Source organism: Nocardioides humi (assembly GCF_006494775.1).
Lineage (GTDB): Bacteria > Actinomycetota > Actinomycetes > Propionibacteriales > Nocardioidaceae > Nocardioides > Nocardioides humi.
This window is the reverse complement of record NZ_CP041146.1, coordinates 876,527-898,557: the sequence shown is the minus strand read 5'-3', so window position 1 is coordinate 898,557 and position 22,031 is coordinate 876,527. Positions and strand designations below refer to the sequence as shown.

The following is a 22,031-nucleotide window of genomic DNA, read 5'->3' as shown; positions in this document are numbered from 1 at the left end:
CCCGAAAAACCTGGAGAAAACCCCTTGTCACGGGGTGGTGGACGGGCGTAGAACTTCTCCCACGCACTCCTCCGGGAGAGCGGGATCAGCCGGAAGGCGACGATCCAGCCGGCCGGGCGGAGACCTTCGGGTCGAAGCCGAGGCGGCCCCTCACGGGGACGCTGGCCGCGCGAGTCGGGTGACGAGACTCGCGGGATCGCAGCAGCCGGATGATCGACCGGGAGCGTCACCAGTACCGGTCAAACGAAGGGCCCTTGTGACTCATACTCACGAGGGCCCTTCACCTTTTTGCGCCCTCGCCTCCCGCGATGACGGCCCTGGGGGAGCCGGGTGCTGCTACCGGGAGCCTGCGGCGTCGAGCCGCGCGGCGAGAGGCTCGAGGTCGGCGACGAGCCGGTCGAGCTCGCCGGCGTCCAGGGCGGCGTACGCCGGCGCGGCCAGCTCGTCGGTGAGCGCCTCGATCCGCTGCTTGGTCTCCCGGCCGGCGTCGGTGAGCCAGCCGGAGTCGTCGACGAGGCCGCGGTCGCGCATCCCGTCGATCACGGCGGCCAGCGTGCTCGGGCGAAGGTGGTGGACCCGGCCGAACCGCGCCGCCGGCATCCTCTCGGCGAGGGCGTGGAGGACGTGGGCCTCCGTGCCGCCGATGCCGGCGGTGACCAGGGCGGCGACGTGGCCGTCCCCACGGTGCTCCCGGAGCAGCGTGGCGGCGTGCCAGAGCCGCGCCAGGGGCTCCTGGGGCTCTGGGAGCGTGCGGAGGGCGGCGTACATCGGGCGGCCCTCCAGCGGGGCGCTGACGGCGGCCTTCGCGGCCAGGTCCGCGGCGCGTACGACGCCGGCGGTCTCGGCGAGGTCGCCCAGGATCCGCCGCAGCGCCGCGACGCTGCCCTGCTCGCGGGCCGCGAGCGCGGCCTCGGGAGTGGTGAGCTCCCAGACGTGGGGGACGTGGCGGGCGACCTCGCCGTCGGCGAAGCTGTAGAACAGCGCGTGCACGACCTCGGCCGGTACCCGGCCCAGCGCCGCGGCCCGTCCGGCGAAGTAGGCGTCCCAGGCGTTCCGCAGGCCGAGCGCCATCAGGGCCTCGGTCGGCTCGCTGGCCTGGTAGGGGATCACGCCGATCGGCTCCACGAGCCGGAACATGCGACGGGCGGTCGACCGCATCTGGTCCGTGACGGGCCGGCTCATCGGTGCAGGCTGGGCCGGTAGACGAGCTCGTGCGTGTGGCCGTCGAGGGTGCGGCTCTCGATCAGCTCCAGGTCGAGGTCGGGCGCGTCCTCGAAGACGCGGTCCTCGCCGGTCCGGCCACAGATCACCGGGAAGACCGTGACCTGGACCCGGTCGACCAGGCCGGCCGCGAGCAGCGCGCGGTTCAGCGACAGGCTGCCGTGGGAGCGCAGCGGCACGTCGGACTCCTCCTTGAGCCGCGCGACGACCTCGGCTGCGTCGCCCTTCGCCACGGTCGCGTCGGGCCAGTCGAGCGGCTCGGTCAGGGTGCGCGACACCACCGTCGCGGGCAGGTCCCTCATCCGGGTGACCCACGGATCGAGCGACTCGGGCGCGTCGCCGGCCGCCAGCATCGCCGCGTGGGCACGGTAGGTGGTGGCTCCGAAGACCATCCGCAGGTCCTGGCTGTAGGTCGCGAGACGGTGCGCGAGCAACGCGGGGCCCTGCTTTCCCCAGTAGCCGCCCCAGTCGCCGCTGTGGGCGCCGTACCCGTCGAGCGTGGAGAAGACGTCGAAGGTGTAGGTGGCGGTCATGGTGGTCTCCTGGGGTGTGGTGTTCGCTGACAGTGTGGGGACTCGCGAGGTGGACGGGTCTCATCGGCGTGCCAGAGTGGAGGCCATGGACGACCGGCCCGCGCTCGCCGTACAGCTCGACCTGGAGCCACACCCGGAGGGCGGCTGGTACCGGCAGACCTGGGCGTCGCCCGTGAGCGTCACGCTGCCGGACGGGCGGGTTCGGCCGACAGCGACGCTGATCTACTTCCTGCTGCCGGCGGGGGAGTCGTCGGCGTGGCACCGGGTCTCCTCCGACGAGATCTGGCTGGCGCACGAGGGCAGCGTGACCGTGGAGCTGGGCGGTGACGGGGCGGCGCCGGACGAGGCGGCGGCGACGCGGGTCGTCGTGGGGCCGGGGAGCGGGCAGGGCCTGGTGCCGGCGGGTGTCTGGCAGCGCACCCTCGTGGCCGAGTACGACGCGCTGGTGAGCTGCCTGGTCTCGCCGGGCTTCGACTTCGCCGACTTCGAGCTGGCCCGACCCTGACCCGATCCCTTGTCCACAGGCCTGCCGGGGTTGTGTCGGGCGAGGGTGGTTGAGTGGCGCTCGTGGAGAACCCGACCGCCCCGCCGCGCTACCGCTTCGCCCCGGCAGCGACGGTCGCGGCTGCGCCGGTGCTCGACGAGCACCAGCGGCAGGTGGTCGACCACGAGGGCGGCCCGCTGCTGGTGCTGGCCGGCCCCGGGACGGGCAAGACCACGACCCTGGTCGAGGCGATCGTCGACCGGATCGAGCGGCGTGGTGCGCGGCCCGACCAGGTGCTGGCGCTGACGTTCTCCCGCAAGGCCGCCGACCAGCTCCGCGACCGGGTGACCGCCCGCCTGGGCCGCACGACCGGCACCCAGCTGAGCTCGACCTTCCACTCCTTCGCCTATGCGCTGGTCCGCCGCTACGCCCCCGTGGGTCTCTACGAGGCGCCGCTGCGCCTGCTGTCCGCCCCCGAGCAGGACGTCGTCCTCCGCGAGCTGCTCGCCGACCACCCGGAGTCGGTGCGGTGGCCCGACCGGTTCCGGCAGGCGATGGCGACCCGCGGGTTCGCGCGCGAGGTGCACGCCGTGCTCGGCCGCGCCCGCGAGAAGGGCCTCGACGGCGAGGCGCTGCGCCGGCTGGGGGAGGCCGAGGGCATCGACGAGTACGTCGCCGCCGGGCTCTTCCTCGAGCAGTACCTCGACTCCCTCGACTCCCTCGGCGCCACCGACTACGCCGACCTGATCCGGCGGGCGCGGATCGAGGCCGAGGACCATCGCGACGAGCTGCGCGAGCAGTTCCGCCACGTGTTCGTCGACGAGTACCAGGACACCGACCCCGGCCAGGTCGCCCTGCTGCGGGCGATCGCCGGCGACGGCCGCGACCTGGTCGCGGTGGGCGACCCGCACCAGTCGATCTACGGCTTCCGGGGCGCCGACGTGCGGGGGATCCTCGAGTTCCCGACCGAGTTCCCGCAGGCCGACGGGTCGCCGGCCGACGTGGTCGCGCTGCGCACGGTCCGCCGGTTCGGACCCGGCATCCTGGCCCCCGCCCAGCGGGTGGCCGGGCGGGTCGGGCTCCGGGGCACGCTGCCGGCCGAGGCGCGCGAGCGGTTCCTCTCCCCGCAGGCCGAGGCGTCGTCGTACGGCGTGGGGCGGGTGCAGGTCCGCACCTTCGACACCGAGCGGGCCGAGGCCGAGCACCTCGCCGACCTGCTGCGCCGCGCCCACCTCGAGGACGGCGTGCCGTGGGACCAGATGGCCGTGCTGGTCCGGTCCGGGCGGGCCAGCATCGCGCCGCTGCGCCGGGCGCTCGGCGCCGCGGGAGTTCCCGTCGAGGTCGCGCGCGACGAGGTGCCGCTGGTCCGCGATCCCGCCGTGCTGCCGCTGCTCGACGCCCTGCGCGCGGTGGTCAACCTCGACAACGACGACCCCGAGCACGTCGAGTACGTCGACGCGACCCGTGCCGAGGCCCTGCTGACCGGTCCGCTCGGAGGACTCGACGCCGGCGACGTCCGCCGGCTGGCGCGGGTGCTGCGCAACCGGGAGAAGGACCTGTGCCAGGAGACCGGCGGGACGCCGCGGAGCTCGCGCGACCTGGTCCGGCTCGCCGTCCTCGACCCGGCCTACCTGGCGTCCCTCGATGCGCCGGAGGCCGAGCGGGCCCGGGCCCTGGCCGAGCTCCTGGCGCGCGCCCGGGCCGAGCTCGAGTCCGGCGCGAGCGCCGAGGAGCTGCTCTGGACGCTCTGGTCCGGCACCTCCTGGCCGCAGCGGCTGCGGCGCTCGGTCGAGAGCGGCGGCGGCGCGGCCCGCAGGGCGCACCGCGACCTCGACTCGATCTGCGCGCTCTTCGACGTCGCGGTCCGGGCCGGCGAGCGGCGCGAGCACCTCGCGGTGGCGCCCTTCCTCGAGGGCCTGGTCCAGCAGGAGATCCCCGCCGACACGCTCGCCGACCGCGGGGCGCGCGGGGCCGCCGTACGCCTGCTGACCGCGCACCGCAGCAAGGGTCTCGAATGGCAGCTGGTCGTGGTCGCCCACGTGCAGGCCGAGGGCTGGCCCGACCTGCGCCGCCGCTCGACCCTGCTCCAGGCCGACCGGATCGGCCCGTCGAGCGCGGGCGGTCTGCTCGGGTCCGTGGTCCCGCCGGTGACCGCGCGCGAGCTGTTGATGGAGGAGCGGCGGCTGTTCTACGTCGCGTGCACCCGCGCCCGCGAGCGGCTGGTCGTGACGGCGGTGCGGTCGGCCGAGGACGAGGGCGAGCAGCCGTCCCGGTTCCTCGACGAGCTCGGCTCGACCGTCGAGCACGTCGTCGGCCGGCCACCGCGCCCGCTCTCCCTCGACGGCCTGGTGGCCGAGCTGCGCCGGACCCTCGCCGACCCGGCGGCCGAACCCGCCCTGCGGGACGCCGCCGCCCGTCGCCTGGCCCGGCTCGCCCGCGAGCGCGTGGGCCGTCGTCCGGCGGTGCCGGCGGCCGACCCGGCGACATGGTGGGGCACCCGGGCCGTCAGCCGCTCCGCCGCGCCGATCCGCGACGAGGAGCGCCCGGTGCCGGTGTCGGCGAGCATGCTCGAGGCGCTGGCGGTGTGCCCGACCCAGTGGTTCCTGACCCGGGAGGCGGGCGGCGCCGGGCGCGTCCACCAGTCGGCCAACCTCGGCGAGCTGGTGCACGCTCTCGCCGAGCGGGTCGCGGCCGGCGACGCGCCGCCCGACCCCGATGCGCTGATGGCGTACGTCGACGAGGTGTGGGACCGCCTCGACTTCCGCACGCCGTGGTCCAAGCAGCGCGAGCACGACCGGGTCCGTGCGGCGCTGGAGCGCTTCGTCGACTGGCACGAGGCCAATCCGCGGACCCTGGTCGGCCGCGAGGAGCGGTTCTCCACGGTGGTCGAGGTGGAGGGCGAGCAGGTCCAGGTGACCGGGTACGCCGACCGGGTCGAGCTCGACGCCGACGGCCGGGTCGTGGTCGTCGATCTCAAGACCGGTCGCGCCAAGCCGAGCGACACCTCGGTCAGGACCCACGTCCAGCTCGCGCTCTACCAGTACGCCGTCGACCACGGCGCGCTCGACACCGAGCCGGGGGAGGCGCCGTACCGCTCCGGGGGCGCGGAGCTCGTGCAGCTCGGGCTCCTCGACGGCGGCCCGGAGGCCACCGTCCAGCCCCAGCCGGCCCACGACGACGACGGCCCCGAGCGCGACGAGCTGCGGGCCCGGCTGGCCCACGCGGCCACGCTGGTGCGCGAGGAGCACTTCCCGGCGGTGGCCGGCCAGCAGTGCCGGACCTGTACCTTCGTGTCGCTGTGCCCGGCCAGGAGCGCGGGGCGGTGGTGTCCCAGTGAGTGCGCCGATGCCCGCGCCGATCCCGATGGCGCTCGAGACGCCCGCCGACCTGCAGCGCGCGATGCGGGCGGCCTTCCCACCGAGCGAGGAGCAGTGGGCGGCGATCAGCGCTCCGCTGCGCCCGGCCGTCGTCATCGCCGGCGCCGGCTCCGGCAAGACCACGCTGATGGCGGCGCGCGTGGTCTACCTCGTGCTGACCGGGCAGGTGCGGCCCGAGGAGGTCCTCGGCCTGACCTTCACCACGAAGGCCGCCGCCGAGCTCCGGCAGCGGATCCGTACGGCGCTGCGCGACGCGGGCGCCCTCGACCTGAGCGGCGCGTCCGGTGGGCCCGGCGCCGGGGACGACGAGCTCGACGAGGTGCTCGAGCCGACGGTGGCGACCTACAACGCCTACGCCTCCGGACTGCTCGCCGACCACGGCCTGCGGATCGGCCACGAGCCGGACACCCGGGTGATCACCGACGCCGCCCGCTACCAGCTGGGCGCGCGGGCGGTCGACCGGTTCACCGGCGACATCGAGTACCTCACCGACCACCCCGAGACCGCGATCCAGAACCTGCTCGCGCTCGACGCGGCGATGAGCGAGCACCTCGTCGTCCCCGACCGGGTGCGCGAGCACGACGCCGCCGCCCGGCGCGGGTTCGAGCGGGCGCGCGAGGAGGAGCTGGCCGGCAAGGCCCGCAAGACCTACGTCGACGCGATCGACAAGGCGATCTTCGCCATCGACCGGCGCGCCGAGCTGCTGGAGCTGGTGGCGTCGTACCGGCGGCTGAAGCGGGACCTGGGCCTGATGGACTTCTCCGACCAGATCGAGCTCGGCGCCCGGCTCGCGGCGGAGCGGCCCGAGGTGGGGGAGATCGAGCGCGGGCGGTTCAAGGTGGTGCTGCTCGACGAGTACCAGGACACCTCCGTCGCCCAGGCGATCATGCTGTCGCGGCTGTTCTCCGGCCCGGAGACCGGCGCCGGGCTCGGGCACGCCGTCACCGCGGTCGGCGACCCCAACCAGGCGATCTACGGCTGGCGCGGCGCGTCGGTCGCCAACATCCTCAACTTCGCCGACACCTTCCCGGCCGCCGACGGGACGCCCACGACGTACGCCCTCACCGTCAACCGGCGCTCCGACCGGCGGATCCTCGACGTCGCCAGCCACCTCGCCGAGCCGCTGTACGACGCCCTGGAGACCCGCGGCGCCGGCGTCGCCCGGCTGCGGGCGCCCGAGGGGCGGTGGACGGGGAGGTCGAGGCGCGGACCTTCGAGACCCAGCGCGACGAGCTGGCCTGGCTCGCCGAGGCGGTCCGCGGCGCCCACGGCGGAGAGCCCGGCGACTGGGCCCGGATCGGGGTGCTGACCCGCGACAACGCGCACGCGGAGCTGGTCTTCGACGCGCTGACCACGGCCGGCGTCCCCGTCGAGATCGTCGGCCTCTCCGGGCTGCTGCGGCTGCCCGAGATCGCGGAGATCGTGGCGGCGCTGCGACTGCTGCACGACGTGACCGACAACGCCGCGCTGCTCACGCTGCTCGCGGGACCGCGGTGGGCGATCGGGCCGCGCGACCTGCGGCTGCTCGGTCAGCGTGCCGGCGAGCTGGCCGGCCGCCGCGGCCGGTCCGTCGAAGAGGTCTCGGTGGCCGAGCAGCTGGTCGCCATCGCCGACGGCATCGACCCGGCCGAGCTCCCGTGCCTCGACGACGCGCTGGCCGACCCGGGCGAGGGGCCCTACTCCGAGGAGGCGCGGGCGCGGTTCGCGCTGCTGCGCGACGAGCTGCGGCTGCTGCGGTCCGCGGTGGGCGAGCCGCTGCTCGACCTGGTCCGGCGGATCGTCGACGTCACCGGCACCGACGTCGAGCTCGCCTCGGCCGTGAGCCCGGCGGCGGCCGCCCGGCGCGACAACCTGGATCTGTTCGTGAAGGCGGTCGCCGACTTCCAGGCCGTCGACGGCGACGTGACGCTGCCGGCGCTGCTGGCCTACCTCACCGCCGAGGACGACCAGGGCAACGGACTCGACGTCGCGACCCCGACCGAGGCCGACTCGGTCAAGCTGCTGACGGTCCACCGCTCGAAGGGCCTGGAGTGGGACACCGTGTTCTGCGTGGGCGTCTGCGAGTCCCGGTTCCCGTCGTCCCAGGGGCGCACGCTCTGGGTCTCCTCCCCGGCCGTGCTGCCGGCCCCGCTGCGCGGCGACGCCGCCGACCTCCCGCAGCTCGAGGGCTTCGACAAGGCCGCGCTCGACGACTACCGCAGGCGCTCGAAGGCGCACGAGGCCGACGAGGAGCTGCGGCTCGGGTACGTCGCGTTCACCCGCGCCGCCCACCGGCTCGCGGTCACCTCCTACCAGTGGGGCCCGCGGAAGACGCCCTACGGACCGTCGGCCTACCAGGAGTCGGTCCGCGAGGTGCTCGGCTCCTGGGGTCTCGCGCCCGAGCCCTGGCTGACCCGGCCCGAGAAGGGCGCCGCCAACCCGTACGACGCCGAGGACCCCTCGCGCCCCTGGCCGGCCGACGGCGTGGGCGAGGAGGCCCGGCTGCGGCTCGACGCCGCGGCCCGGGTCGCCGAGGCGGATCCGGAGGCCTCCGACCCCGATCTCGACATCGTCACCGCGGCGCGGGTCGCCGAGTGGGACGCCGAGATCGAGCAGCTCCTCGCCGAGGCGCGGCTGGCCGCCGGCACGGGCCAGGAGGTCGTCGTCCCGCTGCCGTCGTCGCTGTCGGCCACCGCGCTCGGGCGGCTGCGCGACGACGCGGAGGCGTTCGCCCGCGACCTGGCCCGCCCGATGCCCCGTCCACCGGCGCCGGCGGCCCGGTTCGGCACCCGGTTCCACGCCTGGGTCGAGGCCCGCTTCGGGCAGCAGGGGCTCTTCGACCCCGACGAGCTCGCGGGCCGCGCTGACGCCGGGATCGACGACGAGGCCGATCTCAAGGAGCTCGTCGCCCGCTTCGAGGAGGGGCCCTTCGGCACCCGCGAGCCCCACGCCGTGGAGGCGCCGTTCGCGCTGGTCCTCGGCGGCGAGGGGCGGCGCCAGGTCGTCCGGGGTCGGATCGACGCGGTGTACGCCGAGCCCGACGGCTCCTTCCTCGTCGTCGACTGGAAGACCAACGCCCGCCAGGACGCCGACCCGCTCCAGCTCGCGCTCTACCGGCTGGCCTGGGCCGAGCTCGAGGGGATCCCGACCGACCGGGTGCGGGCGGGCTTCTTCTACGTGCGGACCGGGGAGCTCGTGGTGCACGACGAGCTCCCGGGCAGGGAGGAGGTCGAACGGATCCTTCGATGACGCGAGACTAGGCTCGGAGCGTGACGTTCCCGCACCTGTCCCTGGTCGCCGATCCGCACGATCGCCTCGGGCTGCTCCGGACGGACGAGGCGTGGCTGCAGGAGCGGTGGGCCGACCGGTCGGGGCGGGTCCTGGTGATCGCCGGCACCCGGGTGCGGCCCGGGCCGGACGGGCTCGAGTGGATCTCGACTGCGGACGCGCCGGACGGCGTACGGGTGCTGCTCGGCGTGCGTGGCGACGTCACCTGGTGGGCCGTGATCGTGCCGGGCGAGGTCGCGAAGGCGGAGCCGGAGCGGTGGCTGCCGCTGCGCGGGCTGCTGCCGTTCCTGGGTGGCGACCAGGTCGGCCAGGCGCCGCTGGTGTTCCACGCCGTCGGGCTCGCCGAGTGGCACTGGGCGCACCGGTTCTGCCCGCGGTGCGGTGGCGCGCTGACGCCGCGCGCGGCCGGTCACGAGCTGGTCTGCGCCGGCTGCGGCAAGCCGCAGTTCCCGCGGTCGGACCCGGCGGTGATCATGCTGATCGCGTCCGGGGAGCCGGGGTCGCCGGACGAGCGCTGCCTGCTCGGGCGCAACCACGCCTGGCCGGCGGGGAGGTTCTCGACGCTGGCGGGCTTCTGCGAGCCGGGGGAGTCGCTCGAGGACGCGGTCCGGCGGGAGGTGCAGGAGGAGACGGGTGTCGTCGTGGGCGAGGTGTCCTACTTCGGCAACCAGCCGTGGCCGCTGCCCTCGAGCCTGATGCTCGGCTTCCACGGGCGCGCGGTCTCCGAGCAGATCCGGCTCGAGGACGACGAGGTCGAGGAGGCCCGGTGGTTCACCCGTGCCGACATGCGCCGGCAGGCCGAGGCCGGCTCGCTGGTGCTGCCGGGCGGGGTCTCGATCAGCCGCTCGCTGGTCGAGGACTGGTACGGCGGTCCGCTGCCGGGCAGCTGGTGAGACTCAGGCGCCGCCGTCGTCCCCGCTGTCATCCGAGCCGCCCCTGTCGTCACCGCTGTCGTCGCTGTTGAAGGCGAGGCCGAAGGCGATCCCCAGCGCCACGCCGATGGCGATGCCGATCGCGACATTGCCCATCGCGACGCCGATCGCCACGCCGCAGGCGATGCCTGCGGCCATGCCCGCGGCGTTGGTGGAGCGCAACCGTCAGGCGCCGAGCTGCTGGAGCTCGTCGAGCTTCGCCTTGACCTGGGCGATGCTCGGGTTGGTCTGGGCGGTGCCGTCGGTGTAGACGAGCGTCGGCACGGTCTGGTTGCCGTTGTTGGCGGACTCCACGATCGCGGCCGCCTCGGGCTGCTGCTCGATGTCGACGATGTCGTAGGCGATGCCCTCGCGGTCGAGCTGGCTCTTGAGCCGGTGGCAGTAGCCGCACCAGGGCGTGGTGTACATCGTGAAGCTCATCGGGGCTCACCCATTTCCGTCGAGGACTGTCCTCCCACTCAACCACGGTGCCGACGGCGATGTTCCGCGGGGCCGCCCGCCCTGCCGGCCGGCGGCCGCTCCGCCTCCCCGGGTTCGTGTCGTGGGCTGCGTCTAGGTTGGGTTCCTCAGCCGAAGCCGGCAGTCCGGCCGACCCCGAAGGAGTGCCCGTCCCCATGTCCGAGTCCATCGAACGGCTCCTCTCCGCGCTCGACCCCGAGCAGCGGCAGGTGGCGGAGACGCTGCGGGGTCCGGTGCGGGTGCTGGCCGGCGCGGGGACGGGCAAGACGCGGGCGATCACCCACCGGATCGCCCACGGCGTGCTGGCCGGGGTCTACGCGCCCACCGAGGTGCTGGCGGTCACCTTCACCACCCGCGCCGCGGGCGAGCTGCGGCAGCGGCTGCGCCAGCTCGGCGCGCCGGGGGTCCAGGCCCGGACCTTCCACAGCGCGGCGCTGCGCCAGCTGCGCTACTTCTGGCCCCACGTCCACGGCACGGAGCTGCCGGTGCTGACCGAGTCCAAGATCCCGATGCTGGCCGCGGCCTGCCGCAACCTCGGGCTGCGGGCCGAGCAGGCACTGCTGCGCGACCTGGCGTCCGAGATCGAGTGGGCGAAGGTCAGCAACGTCGGCGCCGACGACTACCCGCGGATCGCGCCGGCCAGGGGCCGCTCGGTCGCCGACCAGACGCCGGAGACCATCGGCCGGGTGATCGCCGTCTACGAGCAGGTCAAGCGCGACCAGGGGCGGATGGACATGGAGGACGTGCTGCTGCTGACCGCCGGCGTGCTGGCGTCCGACGAGCGGGTGGCCGCGCAGGTGCGGCGGCAGTACAAGTGGTTCGTCGTCGATGAGTTCCAGGACGTCTCGCCGCTGCAGTCGGCGCTGCTCGACCTCTGGCTGGGCGGGCGCGACGAGCTGTGCGTCGTGGGCGACCCGGCGCAGACGATCTACAGCTTCGCCGGTGCCGACGCGGCGTACCTCCGCGACTTCCCGAAGCGCTACCCCGGCACGACCTCGGTCGAGCTGGTCCGCAACTACCGATCGACGCCGCAGGTCGTGGAGACGGCCAACACCCTGCTCTCGGGCACGCCCAGCGCCGGGGTCGAGCTGCGCTCGCAGCACAAGGCCGGGCCGGCGGTCCGGTTCGTGGGAGAGCCGGACGAGGTGGCCGAGGCGCGCAGCGTGGCCGACCGGATCCTGCGCCTGCAGCGGGCCGGGACGGCGTACGGCGAGATGGCGGTGCTGTTCCGGATCAACGCCCAGTCCGAGACCTTCGAGGACGCGCTGACCGACCGGGGCATCCCGTACGTCGTGCGCGGCGCGGCGCGGTTCTTCGAGCGGCGCGAGGTACGCGAGGCGGTCACCCGGCTGCGCGGCGCCGCCCGCTCGGGGGAGGCCGACGACGGCCCCTGGCTGGAGGTCGTCAGGGGAGTCCTCGGCGGCATGGGCTGGGCGGCCGAGCCGCCGACGTCGCGCGGCCAGGTCCGCGACCGGTGGGAGTCCTTCCAGGCGCTGGCCGACCAGGCCGAGGAGTTCGCGACCGAGCGCGGCATCGAGGCGTCGGTCGCGGCGTTCGTGGAGGAGCTGGACCGGCGCGCGACCGAGCAGCACGCGCCGACCGCCGACGGCGTCACGCTGGCCACCTTCCACGCCGCCAAGGGCCTGGAGTGGGATGCGGTGTTCTGCTGCGGCGTCCAGGACGGCACCGTGCCGATCGTGTACGCCGAGCAGGGCGGCGCCCGGCCCGACGCGGTGGAGGAGGAGCGACGCCTGCTCTACGTCGGCGTGACCCGGGCCCGCCGGGACCTGATGGTCTCCTGGGCCGCCGCCCGCAACCCCGGGCAGGCGCCCCGGCGCCAGCCGTCGCGGTTCATCGTGCCGATGCTGCCCGCGGCGCAGCAGCCGCAGCAGGCCATCCGGCGGACCAAGGTGGCCCGCTGCCGCGACTGCCTCCAGCCGCTGTCGACGGCGGCGGAGAAGAAGCGGGGCCGCTGCGCCCACCACCCGGTGCGCTACGACGAGGCGCTCTTCGAGCGGCTCAAGGCCTGGCGCCTGGAGACCGCGCGCGAGGCCGGTGAGGACGGCAAGCCGCTGCCGGCGTACGTCGTCTTCACCGACGCCACGCTCGAGCTCATCGCCGAGCACAAGCCGGCGTCGATGGCCGCGCTGGCGAAGGTCAACGGGGTCGGGCCCAACAAGATCGAGCGGTACGGCGACGCGGTCCTCGCGCTCGTCGCCGAGGGCGCCTGAGCGGGTCCCGGAAGGAGGTTTTTGAAAAACCTCGAAAAACCCCGATAAATGATTTGCGCGGCCTCACGACGGCCTACTACGGTCGTCAGGCAAGTTCCGCTGCGCATCACGGCCCTGGCAAGGTCGGCGCCCGTCAGGCACCGAAGGAGGTGGCACACCATGGAGAACATGACGATGATCCCGGCGATCCCGGTGATGACGTCTGCCCGGCAGCTCTCGCTGTCCGCGGTCCTCGGCTGCGCCACCGCTGCCCTCCCGACCCTCGAGGTCCAGGGCATTGCCGCGCGTCCGGCCACGGCGAATGCCGTTTTCGCGCCGTTCGCGTCCCCGGCCGCCGATGCCGCCAAGCGGGAGCGCACCGCCGGCACGGCGCACCGCGGCAACGCCGCCACTGTCTGGGGTTCACCCGCCTGGAGTCCACCGATCTGACCACGATCAGCTCGGCAGCCTCCAGGCCGCGGAACCCGAACAGACGGGATCCGCGGCCTTCGTGTTTCTCAGGACCTGAGAAGGGCGAGGTCGCAGGTCCCGCGAGGAAATCGACCAACGCGATCAGGTCAACGAAGAGGAGGTGAAAGCAGATGACGACCAGTGTTCTCGAGCCGACGCTGGACGAGCTGCTGCCGTGCCGGCTGAACGACGCGGAGCTGTGGTTCGCCGAGTCCCCGTCGGACGTCGAGGCCGCGAAGGCGCTGTGCCTGGACTGCCCGGTCCAGAGCATGTGCCTCTCGGGCGCCCTGGAGCGGCGTGAGCCGTGGGGCGTCTGGGGCGGCGAGCTGTTCCTGGCCGGCGTGGTGATCCCGCGCAAGCGGCCCCGGGGCCGTCCGCGCAAGGACGCCGCGGCGTAGTCCACCCCCTTCCACGAAGAACCCACCGAACCCTTGGAGCTCGACATGTCCTATCTGATCAACGAAGACCTGGCGCGCGCGCAGATGTCCACGCGCCTGGGAGAGGCGCAGCAGCTGCGCGTGGCCAGCAGGATGGCCCGCGCCCGCCGCTTGAGCCGCAAGGCCGAGCGTGCAGCGCAGCAGGCTCGTCTCGCCCTCGCTCGCGCACTCTGAGCCCGCATCGCGGGCCAGCGAGACCGGAATTCTCCGAGGCCTCCTCGGAGAGCACCTGATCGCGGGTGAGAAGGAAGGGCCGGACCGACCGATCGTCGGGCCGGCCCTTCCGGCATTTTCCGGGGTGCGCCAACCGTCCGAGCAATCCGAACGCACGACACTAGGCTGGACCCGTGAGCGTCACCTGCGACTTCTGCGGCCGTCGGGCCGAGGGCGACCAGCCGCCGCTGACGTGGACCACGTCGGTCGAGCGCGGGCGGGTCCGGCGCTACTGCGACGAGTGCTCCCGGACGCACCTGCGCGCGATGGAGGCCAAGCTCGACAGCGACTGGTGGTGACCGGCCGGCTCGTGCCGGTCACGGCAGGTCGAGGAGATCGTCCCAGGCACAGCCGCAGTCGGGATGGCGTCCCCACCGGGTGAGCACCGGGGCGGCCGCGGGGTCGAGGTCGACGGTGGTCGACCAGGTGCTCGGCTCGTCGCCCTCGAGGAAGCGCGCCAGGTCACGCACCGCCCAGGCGAGGGCGAGGTGGTCGAGCACCGGGTCGCGCGGCGGCGGCCGCTCGGCGTACTGGGCGACGGCCTGCGCCAGCAGCAGCGGCAGCCGCGCGTCGCGCAGCGACTCGTGTGCGTCCACGCAGCGCAGGCAGGCCGTCCGGCCGGGGTGGACGAAGGGGCCGACCCGGACGGCGGTGGCGTCGCCGGTGACGAGCAGGTGGGGGACGGAGGCGCGGACGAGCGGGTCGAGCCGGTCGCGGTGCGCCGGCCCGTCGGCCACGACCAGGCGCACCCGGACGTCGTCCGCGGCCGTCGCCACGCGGAGTCCCGCGACGCTCAGCAGCGGGTCGAGGACAGTGCGCAGCGCGTCGGGCGCGTCGACGGCCACCGGGGAGGCGGCGCGGGCGGCGCGTCGTCGTACGGCGTCGGGGCCGGCCTGCGCCAGCAGCGGTGCCAGGCCGGGGTCGGGCGCGTCCGGGGGAGCGGGGAGGGCCAGGCCGGCGCCGAGGAGGCGGGTCAGCGCGTCCGCGGCCGCCGCGGGCAGTTCCCCGGCGGCCTCGGCGGCCCGGGCGTCGCCCGGTGCACCCCGGCCGGTGAGGTCGGCGAGCAGGCGGCGTACCTCGGGCAGGTCGGGGAGCCGGAGGGTCGGCCCGGACAGCCCGACCTGCAGCACGCCCGGGGACCGCGCCAGCACGGGTGTGCCCGGACGCAGCAGGTGGGGCCGGGACGCCATGACGGCAGCGTCGCACGGTCGAGGACCCGCCCGCAGCGGTCGTCCACAGCCCCCGAAACGCGCCGCGGGCGGCTCCACCCCAGTGGAGCCGCCCGTGACAGTCGGCTGATCGTTCCTGAAGGATCGGGCCGGCAGCGCGGCGGGAGGCGACCTCCGGCAGCTTGCTGCCTTTCGCGTCGCCGGAGACGCGCTCGGCCCGGTCGGTTACGCCTTGCCGAGGATGCGGTTGAGGTTCGTGCCGCACTCGGGGCAGACGGCCTTGGCCATCCGGGTCCCCTTGTCGTTGACCTTGACCTCGCCCTCGGCCTCGCGCTTGGCCTTGCACTTCACGCAGTAGAACTCGCCGCTCCAGGTCTCCGCCATGACGGCCTCCTTGCTCATCTTTGTTCGTTCGGTCGTCGCGACGGGGACATGGGGGGAAGCCCGTCGGAGTCCGGAGGAGCACTCCGAACCTCCCCGACCCTACGGTACGGCGGCGCGGAGTCGCAGTAGCGTGCCCCGCATGTCTGATTCCGTTGTGAACGCAGTCCCGCCGCCGTCCCTGACGCACCTGCGCCTCGAACGCCCCTCCGAGGGGGTCGCGCTGCTGGTCCTGGACCTGCCGGACCTGCGCAACGCGATGAGCGACGAGATGACCGAGTCCTGGGTCCGCGCGGTCGACCACCTCGCCGGGGACCCCACCGTGCGGGCGGTCGTGGTGACCGGCGAGGGCAGGGCGTTCTGCTCCGGCGGCAACCTCTCCTGGCTGGCCTCCGAGCCCGATGCGAGCGTCGACGACCTGCGCAACCGGATGCTGCCGTTCTACCGCGCCTGGCTGTCGGTGCGGCGCCTGGAGGTGCCCACGATCGCGGCGATCAACGGGCCGGCGATCGGCGCCGGGCTGTGCCTGGCCCTGGCCTGCGACATCCGGTACGCCGCCCGCGGGGCCCGGATGGGCGTGCCGTTCACGAAGCTGGGGATCCACCCGGGCATGGCCGGCACCTACCTGCTGCCCGACGTGGTGGGGCCGGCCGCGGCGCGAGAGCTGTTCCTGACCGGGCGGCTGGTCGACGCCGACGAGGCGCTGGGGCTCGGGCTGGTGTCGCGGGTCTGGGAGGCCGACGACTTCCGGGCCGGGGTGCTGGCGACCGCGGCGGAGATCGCCGCGGCGGCGCCGATCGCGACCCGGCTCACCAAGCGGGCGCTGCAGCGCGGGCACGCGAGCCTCGAGACCGCGCTGGAGTGGGAGGGCCTGGCGCAGCCGGTGACGCTGGCGACGGCCGACCTGCTGGAGGGGATCCGGGCCGCTCGGGAGAAGCGGGCGCCGGTGTTCACCGGGCGCTGACAGGAAGAGACCCCCGGTGCCGCGGCGCCTCGCTTGCCTTCCCCTTGCGAGCGAGGAGCTGCGGCCCCAGGGGCCTCGTCGGGGACGACGCTAGGCACCCGGGCGGGCGCGGTCAATCCGACCGCGCCGCAACCTGTGGAGAGAGCTGTGGAGAAACCTGTGGATGGTGGGCGGGAGCCGTGGAGGGGCGGGGGAGAACCGCGCCCGGCCTGTGGAGGAATCGCGGCCGGAGCCGGACTCGCAGGCGTCGTACCGTCGGATGACCAGCGAGGATGGTGCCCACAGCTTCATCCACGGCCTGTGGACAGACATTTCTCGAGGACGGTGCGGACGTGACCGAGCAGGGGTACGACGGCACGCCGGTGGCGGCGCTGCGCCGGATCGCGTTCCTCCTGGAGCGCGGGCGCGCGGACAGCTACAAGGTCAAGGCGTACCGCGGCGCGGCCGCTGCCATCCTGCCGCTGCCCCCGACGACATCGCCGCCCGCGCCACGGCGGGGACCCTCACCGAGCTGCCCGGCGTGGGCGCCAGCACCGCCCGGGTGATCGCCCAGGCCGTCGCGGGCCGGGCGCCGGACAAGCTGGTCGAGGTCGAGGAGCAGTACGGCGGCCCGCTGACCGCCGACGGCGCCGGCACCGCGCTGCGGGCCCGGCTGCGCGGCGACCTGCACTCCCACTCGGACTGGTCCGACGGCGGCTCGCCCATCGAGGAGATGGCGATGACGGCGATGGAGCTGGGGCACGAGTACCTCGTGCTCACCGACCACTCGCCGCGGCTCAAGGTCGCCCGCGGGCTCTCCGCCGAGCGGCTGGCCCGGCAGCTGGGTGTGGTGGAGGCTGTCAACGAGCACCTCGACGGTGCCGGGTTCCGGCTGCTCAAGGGGATCGAGGTCGACATCCTCGACGACGGCTCACTCGACCAGACCGAGGAGATGCTGGCCCGGCTCCAGGTCCGGGTGGCGAGCGTCCACTCCAAGCTCGCGATGGACCCCGAGCCGCTGACCCGGCGGATGGTGACCGCGGTGCGCAACCCGTTCACCAACGTGCTGGGCCACTGCACCGGCCGGCTGGTGACCGGGAACCGCGGCACCCGCAAGGAGTCCCGGTTCGACCCGCGGGCGGTGTTCGAGGCGTGCGCCGAGGAGGGCGTCGCGGTCGAGATCAACTCCCGCCCCGAGCGCCGCGACCCGCCGACCCGGCTGCTGGAGCTCGCCCGCGACATCGGCTGCCTGTTCTCGATCGACAGCGACGCCCACGCCCCCGGCCAGCTCGACTACCCGCTGCTCGGCTGCGAGCGCGCCGAGGCCGCCGGCATCGACGCGGACCGGATCGTCAACACCTGGCCCGTCGAGCGGCTCCTGGAGTGGGCCGCACCCTGACCCGCGAGGTCCCACCAATGCCGCGGGGTGCGCCGTAGGGTCGAAGCATGCCCACCCCGCGCGTGGAGGTACGACGGTCGCAGCGCCGCCGACGTACCGTCACGGCCTATCGCGAGGGCGAGACCATCGTCGTCCTGATGCCCGACAACCTGTCGGTGACCGAGGAGCGTGCCTGGGTCTCGAAGATGGTCGCGCGGGTCGAGCGCAAGGAGCGCCGGGCTGCGACGCCGCGGCGCTGGGACGACGAGGACCTGATGCGCCGCGCGAGGGAGCTGAGCGACGAGTACCTCGGCGGGCTCGCGGTCCCCGAGTCGGTGCGCTGGGTCGGCAACCAGCGGGCGCGCTGGGGGTCGTGCACGCCCAAGGACCGCACCATCCGGCTCTCCGAGCGGCTGCAGCGGATGCCGGAGTGGGTGATCGACTACGTGATCGTGCACGAGCTCGCCCACCTGATCGAGCCGCACCACGACGAGCGGTTCTGGGGCTGGGTGGCGCACTACCCGGCCGCCGAGAAGGCGAAGGGCTACCTCGCCGGCTGGTCCGACGCCGCCCGGATCGACCGGCCGCCCTCGGAGCAGGTCGTCCCGGGCGAGGACGTCGACTGAGCCGCGCCCCATGCGAACTTGTCGTGATCTGAGGCTTTGGACGACGAATTCGCATGGGGCGCGGTCAGCAGAGGACCGCGCGGGCCCGGGCGATCAGCGCGTGCATGGCCGGCTCGAGCTCCGGCAGGCCGTCGAGGGGCCACCAGCGCACGGCGAGCGACTCGTCGCTGACCACTGCCGTCGCGTCGGCCGGCGTCGCGGCGACGTAGCGCACGTCGAGGTGGTTGACGTCGCCGCGCTCGCCGCAGAAGGGCACCGTGTGCAGGTCGAGCTGGACCGGCTCCGGGTGGAAGGCGAGCTCGCGCAGTCCGCTCTCCTCGTGCGCCTCGCGCAGCGCGACGGCGGCGAGGGTGGCGTCGGCGTCCTCGCAGTGCCCGCCGAAGTGGAACCAGCGCCCGGCCTTGCGGTGCAGGTTGAGCAGCACCCGCTCACCGGTGGCGTCGAGGACGAGGGTGCCGGCCGTGATGTGGTCGGGGTACGACGAGCGCCACATGCCGTCCGGCGTCGACTCCAGGTGGGTGACATAGCGTCGGCGCAGGGCCTCCTCGGCGGCGTCCGGCGCGCGCCAGCCACGGAGCACGGCCAGCGCGTCGGCGTGGAGCGTCACTCGTCGGCGTCGGGAGCGCCGGCGTCGCCGGGGCCCTCGAGCAGCTTGCGCAGCTCGGCGTCGAACTCGTCCTCGCTGAGCGCCTCGGGCGCGGTCGCCTCGGCGCGGAAGGACAGCGGGTCGTCGAGGTCGGCGGCGGTGGGGAGCAGGTCGGGGTGCATCCACACGCCGTCGCGGGCCTCCTGGCCGGAGCGGGCGCGCAGGCCGCCCCACAGCGTGGAGGCGTCGCGCAGCCGGCGCGGGCGCAGCTCGAGGCCGACCAGCGCGGCGAAGGTCTGCTCGGCGGGACCACCGGCCGCCCGGCGCCGGCGGACGGCCTCGCGCAGCCTGGCCGCCGCGGGCATCCGCTCGGCGGTGGCCTGGCCGACGACCTCGTCGACCCAGCCCTCGACGAGCGCCAGCGCGATCTCCAGCCGGGACAGCGCAGCGGTCTGCGCCTCGGTCTGCGGTGGGTCGAACATGCCGCCCTCGAGCAGGCCCTGCATCGCCTCGAGGTTGCTGGGGTCGATGCCGCGCAACTGCTCCTGCACCCGCTCCTGGATCTGCTGGGCGTTGATCTCCAGGCCGCGGGCGTAGTCGGTCACCGCGCCGATGAGGTGCTCGCGCAGCCACGGCACGTGGGCGAACAGCCGCTGGTGGGCGGCCTCGCGCAGCGCGAGGTAGAGGACGACGTCGTCCTCGGTGACGTCGAGGCCCTCGGCGAACGCGCGGACGTTGCTCATCACCAGCGCCGCCTTGCCGGGCGCGCCGAGCGGGAGCCCGATGTCGGAGGCGGTGAGCACCTCGCCGGCCAGGGCGCCGAGGCCCTGGCCGATCTGCATCGCCATCATCCCGCCGACCGCCTGGCCGATGATGCCGACCAGCGGGCCGGCCGCCGCCTTCATCTCCTCGGGCAGGCCGCTGGACAGGCCGGTCACCGACCGGGCCGCCACCGGCTCGACGAGCACCTGCCAGACCGGCTGCGTCTCGACCAGCCACTCCGCGCGGCTCCACGCGGCCGTCGTACCGACGCCCGAGGGGAAGCCGGTCGCCGTGTCGAGCCAGTGGTCGGCCAGCCGGACGGCGTCGGCGACGCGGTCCTGGTCGCGCTGCGTGGGGGAGGGGTCCGGCTCCTGGGCGATCGCCTGCCGGGCCATGTCCTGGGCGGCGGTCCAGTTGAGCGGCCCGTCGTGGGGCTGCATGAGCGACTGCAGCTGCTGGAAGAACGCCATGCCGCTGCCCGGTCCGCCCGGCCCGCCAGGGAACGCGCCACCGAGGGCGCCGAAGATCTGCTCGAACGGCGTGCCCTTGAACGGGTTCGGCTGGTCGTCACCCGGGTTGTCGGTCATGACCCAAAACTACGCCCGATCGCCAACCGATGGTGTCGGGGACAGCCCTGAGGGCACCCCGGTCTCCCTCCCCGTCCGCCTCCGCGCGAGTCCCTAGAGTGTGGCCATGACGAACCCCGCCGTGCGCCTCGTCGCGATCTCGGACCAGCCGCTCTCGGTGAGCGAGGTGCTCGGGAGCCTCGACGACGCCGCGTCCGGCGGTCTCGTGCTCTTCGTCGGGCGGGTCCGCGACCACGACCACGGGCAGGGCGTCACCGGCCTCTCCTACTCCGCGCACCCCTCGGCCCTCGACCGGCTGCGGGACGTGTGCGAGCGCATCGCGGGGGAGTACGACGTCACGGCGGTCGCCGCCGTGCACCGGGTCGGCGACCTCGACATCGGCGACCTCGCGGTCGTCGTCGCCACCACCGCCGGCCACCGCGGCTCGTCGTTCGAGGCGAGCCGGGCGCTCATCGACACGCTCAAGGCCGAGGTGCCGATCTGGAAGCACCAGCGGTTCATCGACGGCTCGGATGAGTGGGTCGGCTCGCCCTGAGCGGGCGGGCGTGTCCTGACCGGCCGCCGCCCGGCACCGACCTACGCTCGTGGAGTGGAGATCCTGCTCTGGCTGGTGCCGGCCGCCGTGCTGACCCTCGCCTCGATGGCGTGGGTCGCGTGGTGGGGCCGCGAGGGCCGGGGCGAGGTCGACCGTGAGACCGCGGCCCGCCGGCTCGGCGAGGCGCTGACCCGGGAGCAGCGCGCGCGGCCCGGGTACGCCGCTCCCGCCCGCGATCCTGAGCGGCGCACCGGCGTCGCGCTGCGGGCCCCGCGGGACCGCCCGACCGTGCTTCCCCCGGTGCCGGCCGAGGAGACCCCGGATCCCCAGGGCGAGGCTACGGCGGACGACCGCCGCGCGTCCTGAGCCTGCAGCCACCGGCGGATGCAGACTGATTGGACACATCTGACAAGGTAGGCGCCATGAGCCAGCGCCTGATCGCCGCGTGCATCGCGGCTCCGTTGGTGCTGATCCTCGGCGGCATCGCCCTCGTGGTGCCGCTGCCGTACGCGTCCTACAGCCCCGGGCCGACGTACGACATCCTCGGCAAGGACGCCGACCAGGCCGAGGTCGTGCAGGTCGATGGGCACGAGGCCTACTACGACGAGGGACAGATCCGGTTCACGACGGTGGTCGCGTCGTCGTACGGCCAGAAGCTCTCCCTCGGCGAGGCGCTGTCGCGCTGGCTCGACCCCGACAAGGCGATCCTGCCGTACGACGTCGTGCACCCGCCCGAGACCTCGCAGGCCGACGAGAAGGCCGAGGGCGCGGTCCAGATGACCACGTCGCAGGACGTCGCCAAGGCGGTCGCGCTCACCGAGCTGGGCTACGACGTGCCGAAGGCCGTCCAGGTCGCGCTCGTCGACGAGGAGGGGCCGGCCAAGGACAAGCTGCTCGTGCGCGACGTGTTCAAGGAGGTCGACGGCGAGCCGGTCACCAGCGCCGACCAGGTCGTCGAGGCGGTCCGCAAGCACGACGACGGCTCGCTGGTCGAGTTCCGGATCCTGCGCGACAACCGGGAGCTGACGGTCCGGATCAAGCCGAAGGACGTCGACGGCACGCCGCGCGTGGGCGTCTCGCTCGGCCTGGGCTACGAGTTCCCCTTCACCATCAACCTGCGGGTCGACCCGACCGTCGGCGGGCCGAGCGCGGGCCTGATGTTCTCGCTGGCCATCTACGACACGCTCACGCCGGGCTCGCTGACCGGCGGCGCGACCATCGCGGGCACCGGCGAGCTCGGCGCCGACGGGAAGGTCGGCCCGATCGGCGGCATCGAGCAGAAGATCGCCGGGGCCCAGGCCGCCGGCGCGAAGCTGTTCTTCGTGCCGAAGGACAACTGCACCGACATCAAGGGCCTCGACCCCGACCTGCGCCTGGTGAAGGCCACGACGATGCACGAGGCGCGTCTCGCGCTGGAGAAGTGGGCCGGCGACCACGACGCCGCGCTGCCGAGCTGCTGA

The 22,031-nt window shown here is 74.3% G+C and carries 24 protein-coding genes and 1 pseudogene; 17 read left to right on the top strand and 8 right to left on the bottom strand.

All coding sequences use genetic code 11. The features are described from left to right. Positions 1-336: 336 nt before the first annotated feature. Both FIV44_RS04395 and FIV44_RS04390 read right to left on the bottom strand, forming a co-directional pair. Complete coding sequence (locus tag FIV44_RS04395) at positions 337-1,182, bottom strand: SCO6745 family protein (RefSeq protein ID WP_246086803.1); 846 nt, start codon at positions 1,180-1,182, stop codon at positions 337-339. Next, positions 1,179-1,754, bottom strand: coding sequence for a dihydrofolate reductase family protein (locus FIV44_RS04390; protein WP_141003403.1), 576 nt, complete (start codon positions 1,752-1,754; stop codon positions 1,179-1,181). The genes FIV44_RS04395 and FIV44_RS04390 overlap by 4 nt, the downstream gene beginning before the upstream one ends. Positions 1,755-1,839: 85 nt before the next feature. On the opposite strand from FIV44_RS04390, the gene FIV44_RS04385 reads away from it, so the two are divergent. The 5 genes and pseudogenes from FIV44_RS04385 to nudC all read left to right on the top strand — a co-directional run bounded on the left by FIV44_RS04385 (position 1,840) and on the right by nudC (position 9,775). Then, a complete protein-coding gene (locus tag FIV44_RS04385) occupies positions 1,840-2,259 on the top strand; it encodes a cupin domain-containing protein (protein ID WP_141007724.1) in 420 nt (139 codons plus the stop codon). 53 nt (positions 2,260-2,312) lie between these two features. Beyond that, positions 2,313-5,483, top strand: a pseudogene (locus tag FIV44_RS04380) (ATP-dependent helicase); the annotation flags it as partial. A gap of 100 nt (positions 5,484-5,583) precedes the next feature. Further along, on the top strand, positions 5,584-6,924 hold the full coding sequence (locus tag FIV44_RS31765) for an ATP-dependent helicase (RefSeq protein WP_342778901.1): 1,341 nt from the start codon (positions 5,584-5,586) through the stop codon (positions 6,922-6,924). Further along, positions 6,849-8,843 carry a 3'-5' exonuclease gene (locus FIV44_RS31760; RefSeq protein WP_246086988.1) on the top strand — a complete coding sequence of 665 codons (1,995 nt, stop codon included), beginning with the start codon at positions 6,849-6,851 and terminating at the stop codon, positions 8,841-8,843. The genes FIV44_RS31765 and FIV44_RS31760 overlap by 76 nt, the downstream gene beginning before the upstream one ends. 20 nt (positions 8,844-8,863) lie before the next feature. Beyond that, positions 8,864-9,775: an NAD(+) diphosphatase gene (gene nudC / locus FIV44_RS04370; RefSeq protein WP_141003402.1), complete on the top strand. Its 912-nt coding sequence runs from the start codon at positions 8,864-8,866 to the stop codon at positions 9,773-9,775. A gap of 3 nt (positions 9,776-9,778) precedes the next feature. On the opposite strand, the gene FIV44_RS30235 is transcribed toward nudC, so the two are convergent. Then, complete coding sequence (locus FIV44_RS30235) at positions 9,779-9,952, bottom strand: glycine zipper domain-containing protein (RefSeq protein ID WP_181410981.1); 174 nt, start codon at positions 9,950-9,952, stop codon at positions 9,779-9,781. Between the two features lie 27 nt (positions 9,953-9,979). After that, on the bottom strand, positions 9,980-10,234 hold the full coding sequence (locus FIV44_RS04365; protein WP_141003401.1) for a mycoredoxin: 255 nt from the start codon (positions 10,232-10,234) through the stop codon (positions 9,980-9,982). Between the two features lie 194 nt (positions 10,235-10,428). Here FIV44_RS04365 and FIV44_RS04360 point away from each other — a divergent pair, with 194 nt between their 5' ends. The 5 genes from FIV44_RS04360 (at position 10,429) to FIV44_RS30225 (ending at position 13,903) form a co-directional block, all read left to right on the top strand. Then, positions 10,429-12,504, top strand: a complete 2,076-nt coding sequence (locus FIV44_RS04360; RefSeq protein WP_141003400.1) for an ATP-dependent helicase — start codon at positions 10,429-10,431, stop codon at positions 12,502-12,504. A gap of 168 nt (positions 12,505-12,672) precedes the next feature. Continuing rightward, entirely contained in the window at positions 12,673-12,933 is a 261-nt protein-coding gene (locus FIV44_RS04355; protein ID WP_181410980.1) for a hypothetical protein, read from the top strand. Between the two features lie 152 nt (positions 12,934-13,085). Then, positions 13,086-13,352 carry a WhiB family transcriptional regulator gene (locus FIV44_RS04350; RefSeq protein ID WP_141003398.1) on the top strand — a complete coding sequence of 89 codons (267 nt, stop codon included), beginning with the start codon at positions 13,086-13,088 and terminating at the stop codon, positions 13,350-13,352. Between the two features lie 45 nt (positions 13,353-13,397). Beyond that, positions 13,398-13,565: a hypothetical protein gene (locus tag FIV44_RS30230; RefSeq protein WP_181410979.1), complete on the top strand. Its 168-nt coding sequence runs from the start codon at positions 13,398-13,400 to the stop codon at positions 13,563-13,565. Between the two features lie 173 nt (positions 13,566-13,738). Further along, positions 13,739-13,903, top strand: a complete 165-nt coding sequence (locus FIV44_RS30225; protein WP_181410978.1) for a hypothetical protein — start codon at positions 13,739-13,741, stop codon at positions 13,901-13,903. Between the two features lie 18 nt (positions 13,904-13,921). On the opposite strand, the gene FIV44_RS04345 is transcribed toward FIV44_RS30225, so the two are convergent. After that, positions 13,922-14,794, bottom strand: a complete 873-nt coding sequence (locus tag FIV44_RS04345) for a hypothetical protein (protein ID WP_141003397.1) — start codon at positions 14,792-14,794, stop codon at positions 13,922-13,924. Positions 14,795-14,998: 204 nt separating this feature from the next. Next, complete coding sequence (locus tag FIV44_RS30220) at positions 14,999-15,157, bottom strand: DUF5679 domain-containing protein (RefSeq protein WP_162851524.1); 159 nt, start codon at positions 15,155-15,157, stop codon at positions 14,999-15,001. Positions 15,158-15,296: 139 nt separating this feature from the next. Here FIV44_RS30220 and FIV44_RS04340 point away from each other — a divergent pair, with 139 nt between their 5' ends. From FIV44_RS04340 to FIV44_RS04330, 4 genes are all read left to right on the top strand, one after another. Beyond that, positions 15,297-16,118 carry an enoyl-CoA hydratase/isomerase family protein gene (locus FIV44_RS04340; RefSeq protein WP_141003396.1) on the top strand — a complete coding sequence of 274 codons (822 nt, stop codon included), beginning with the start codon at positions 15,297-15,299 and terminating at the stop codon, positions 16,116-16,118. Between the two features lie 332 nt (positions 16,119-16,450). Further along, positions 16,451-16,663 (top strand): hypothetical protein, encoded by a 213-nt coding sequence (locus FIV44_RS31755; protein WP_246086802.1) that lies wholly within the window; start codon positions 16,451-16,453, stop codon positions 16,661-16,663. Then, positions 16,639-17,496 (top strand): PHP domain-containing protein, encoded by an 858-nt coding sequence (locus tag FIV44_RS04335; RefSeq protein WP_246086801.1) that lies wholly within the window; start codon positions 16,639-16,641, stop codon positions 17,494-17,496. The genes FIV44_RS31755 and FIV44_RS04335 overlap by 25 nt, the downstream gene beginning before the upstream one ends. A 47-nt stretch (positions 17,497-17,543) precedes the next feature. Further along, the gene (locus tag FIV44_RS04330; protein WP_141003395.1) at positions 17,544-18,101 is read left to right on the top strand and encodes a M48 metallopeptidase family protein; all 558 of its coding nucleotides are present in this window, start codon (positions 17,544-17,546) and stop codon (positions 18,099-18,101) included. A gap of 64 nt (positions 18,102-18,165) precedes the next feature. On the opposite strand, the gene FIV44_RS04325 is transcribed toward FIV44_RS04330, so the two are convergent. After that, the gene (locus FIV44_RS04325) at positions 18,166-18,708 is read right to left on the bottom strand and encodes an NUDIX hydrolase (protein WP_141003394.1); all 543 of its coding nucleotides are present in this window, start codon (positions 18,706-18,708) and stop codon (positions 18,166-18,168) included. Further along, complete coding sequence (locus tag FIV44_RS04320) at positions 18,705-20,036, bottom strand: zinc-dependent metalloprotease (protein ID WP_141003393.1); 1,332 nt, start codon at positions 20,034-20,036, stop codon at positions 18,705-18,707. The genes FIV44_RS04325 and FIV44_RS04320 overlap by 4 nt, the downstream gene beginning before the upstream one ends. 106 nt (positions 20,037-20,142) lie before the next feature. Between FIV44_RS04320 and FIV44_RS04315 the strand changes: the two genes are divergently transcribed. Genes FIV44_RS04315 through FIV44_RS04305 form a run of 3 tightly spaced genes read left to right on the top strand, consistent with a single transcriptional unit; the run spans position 20,143 to position 22,031 of the window. Further along, positions 20,143-20,571, top strand: coding sequence for a molybdenum cofactor biosynthesis protein MoaE (locus tag FIV44_RS04315; RefSeq protein ID WP_141003392.1), 429 nt, complete (start codon positions 20,143-20,145; stop codon positions 20,569-20,571). Between the two features lie 54 nt (positions 20,572-20,625). Continuing rightward, positions 20,626-20,937 carry a hypothetical protein gene (locus FIV44_RS04310; protein WP_181410977.1) on the top strand — a complete coding sequence of 104 codons (312 nt, stop codon included), beginning with the start codon at positions 20,626-20,628 and terminating at the stop codon, positions 20,935-20,937. Between the two features lie 56 nt (positions 20,938-20,993). Next, the gene (locus FIV44_RS04305) at positions 20,994-22,031 is read left to right on the top strand and encodes a YlbL family protein (RefSeq protein WP_141003391.1); all 1,038 of its coding nucleotides are present in this window, start codon (positions 20,994-20,996) and stop codon (positions 22,029-22,031) included.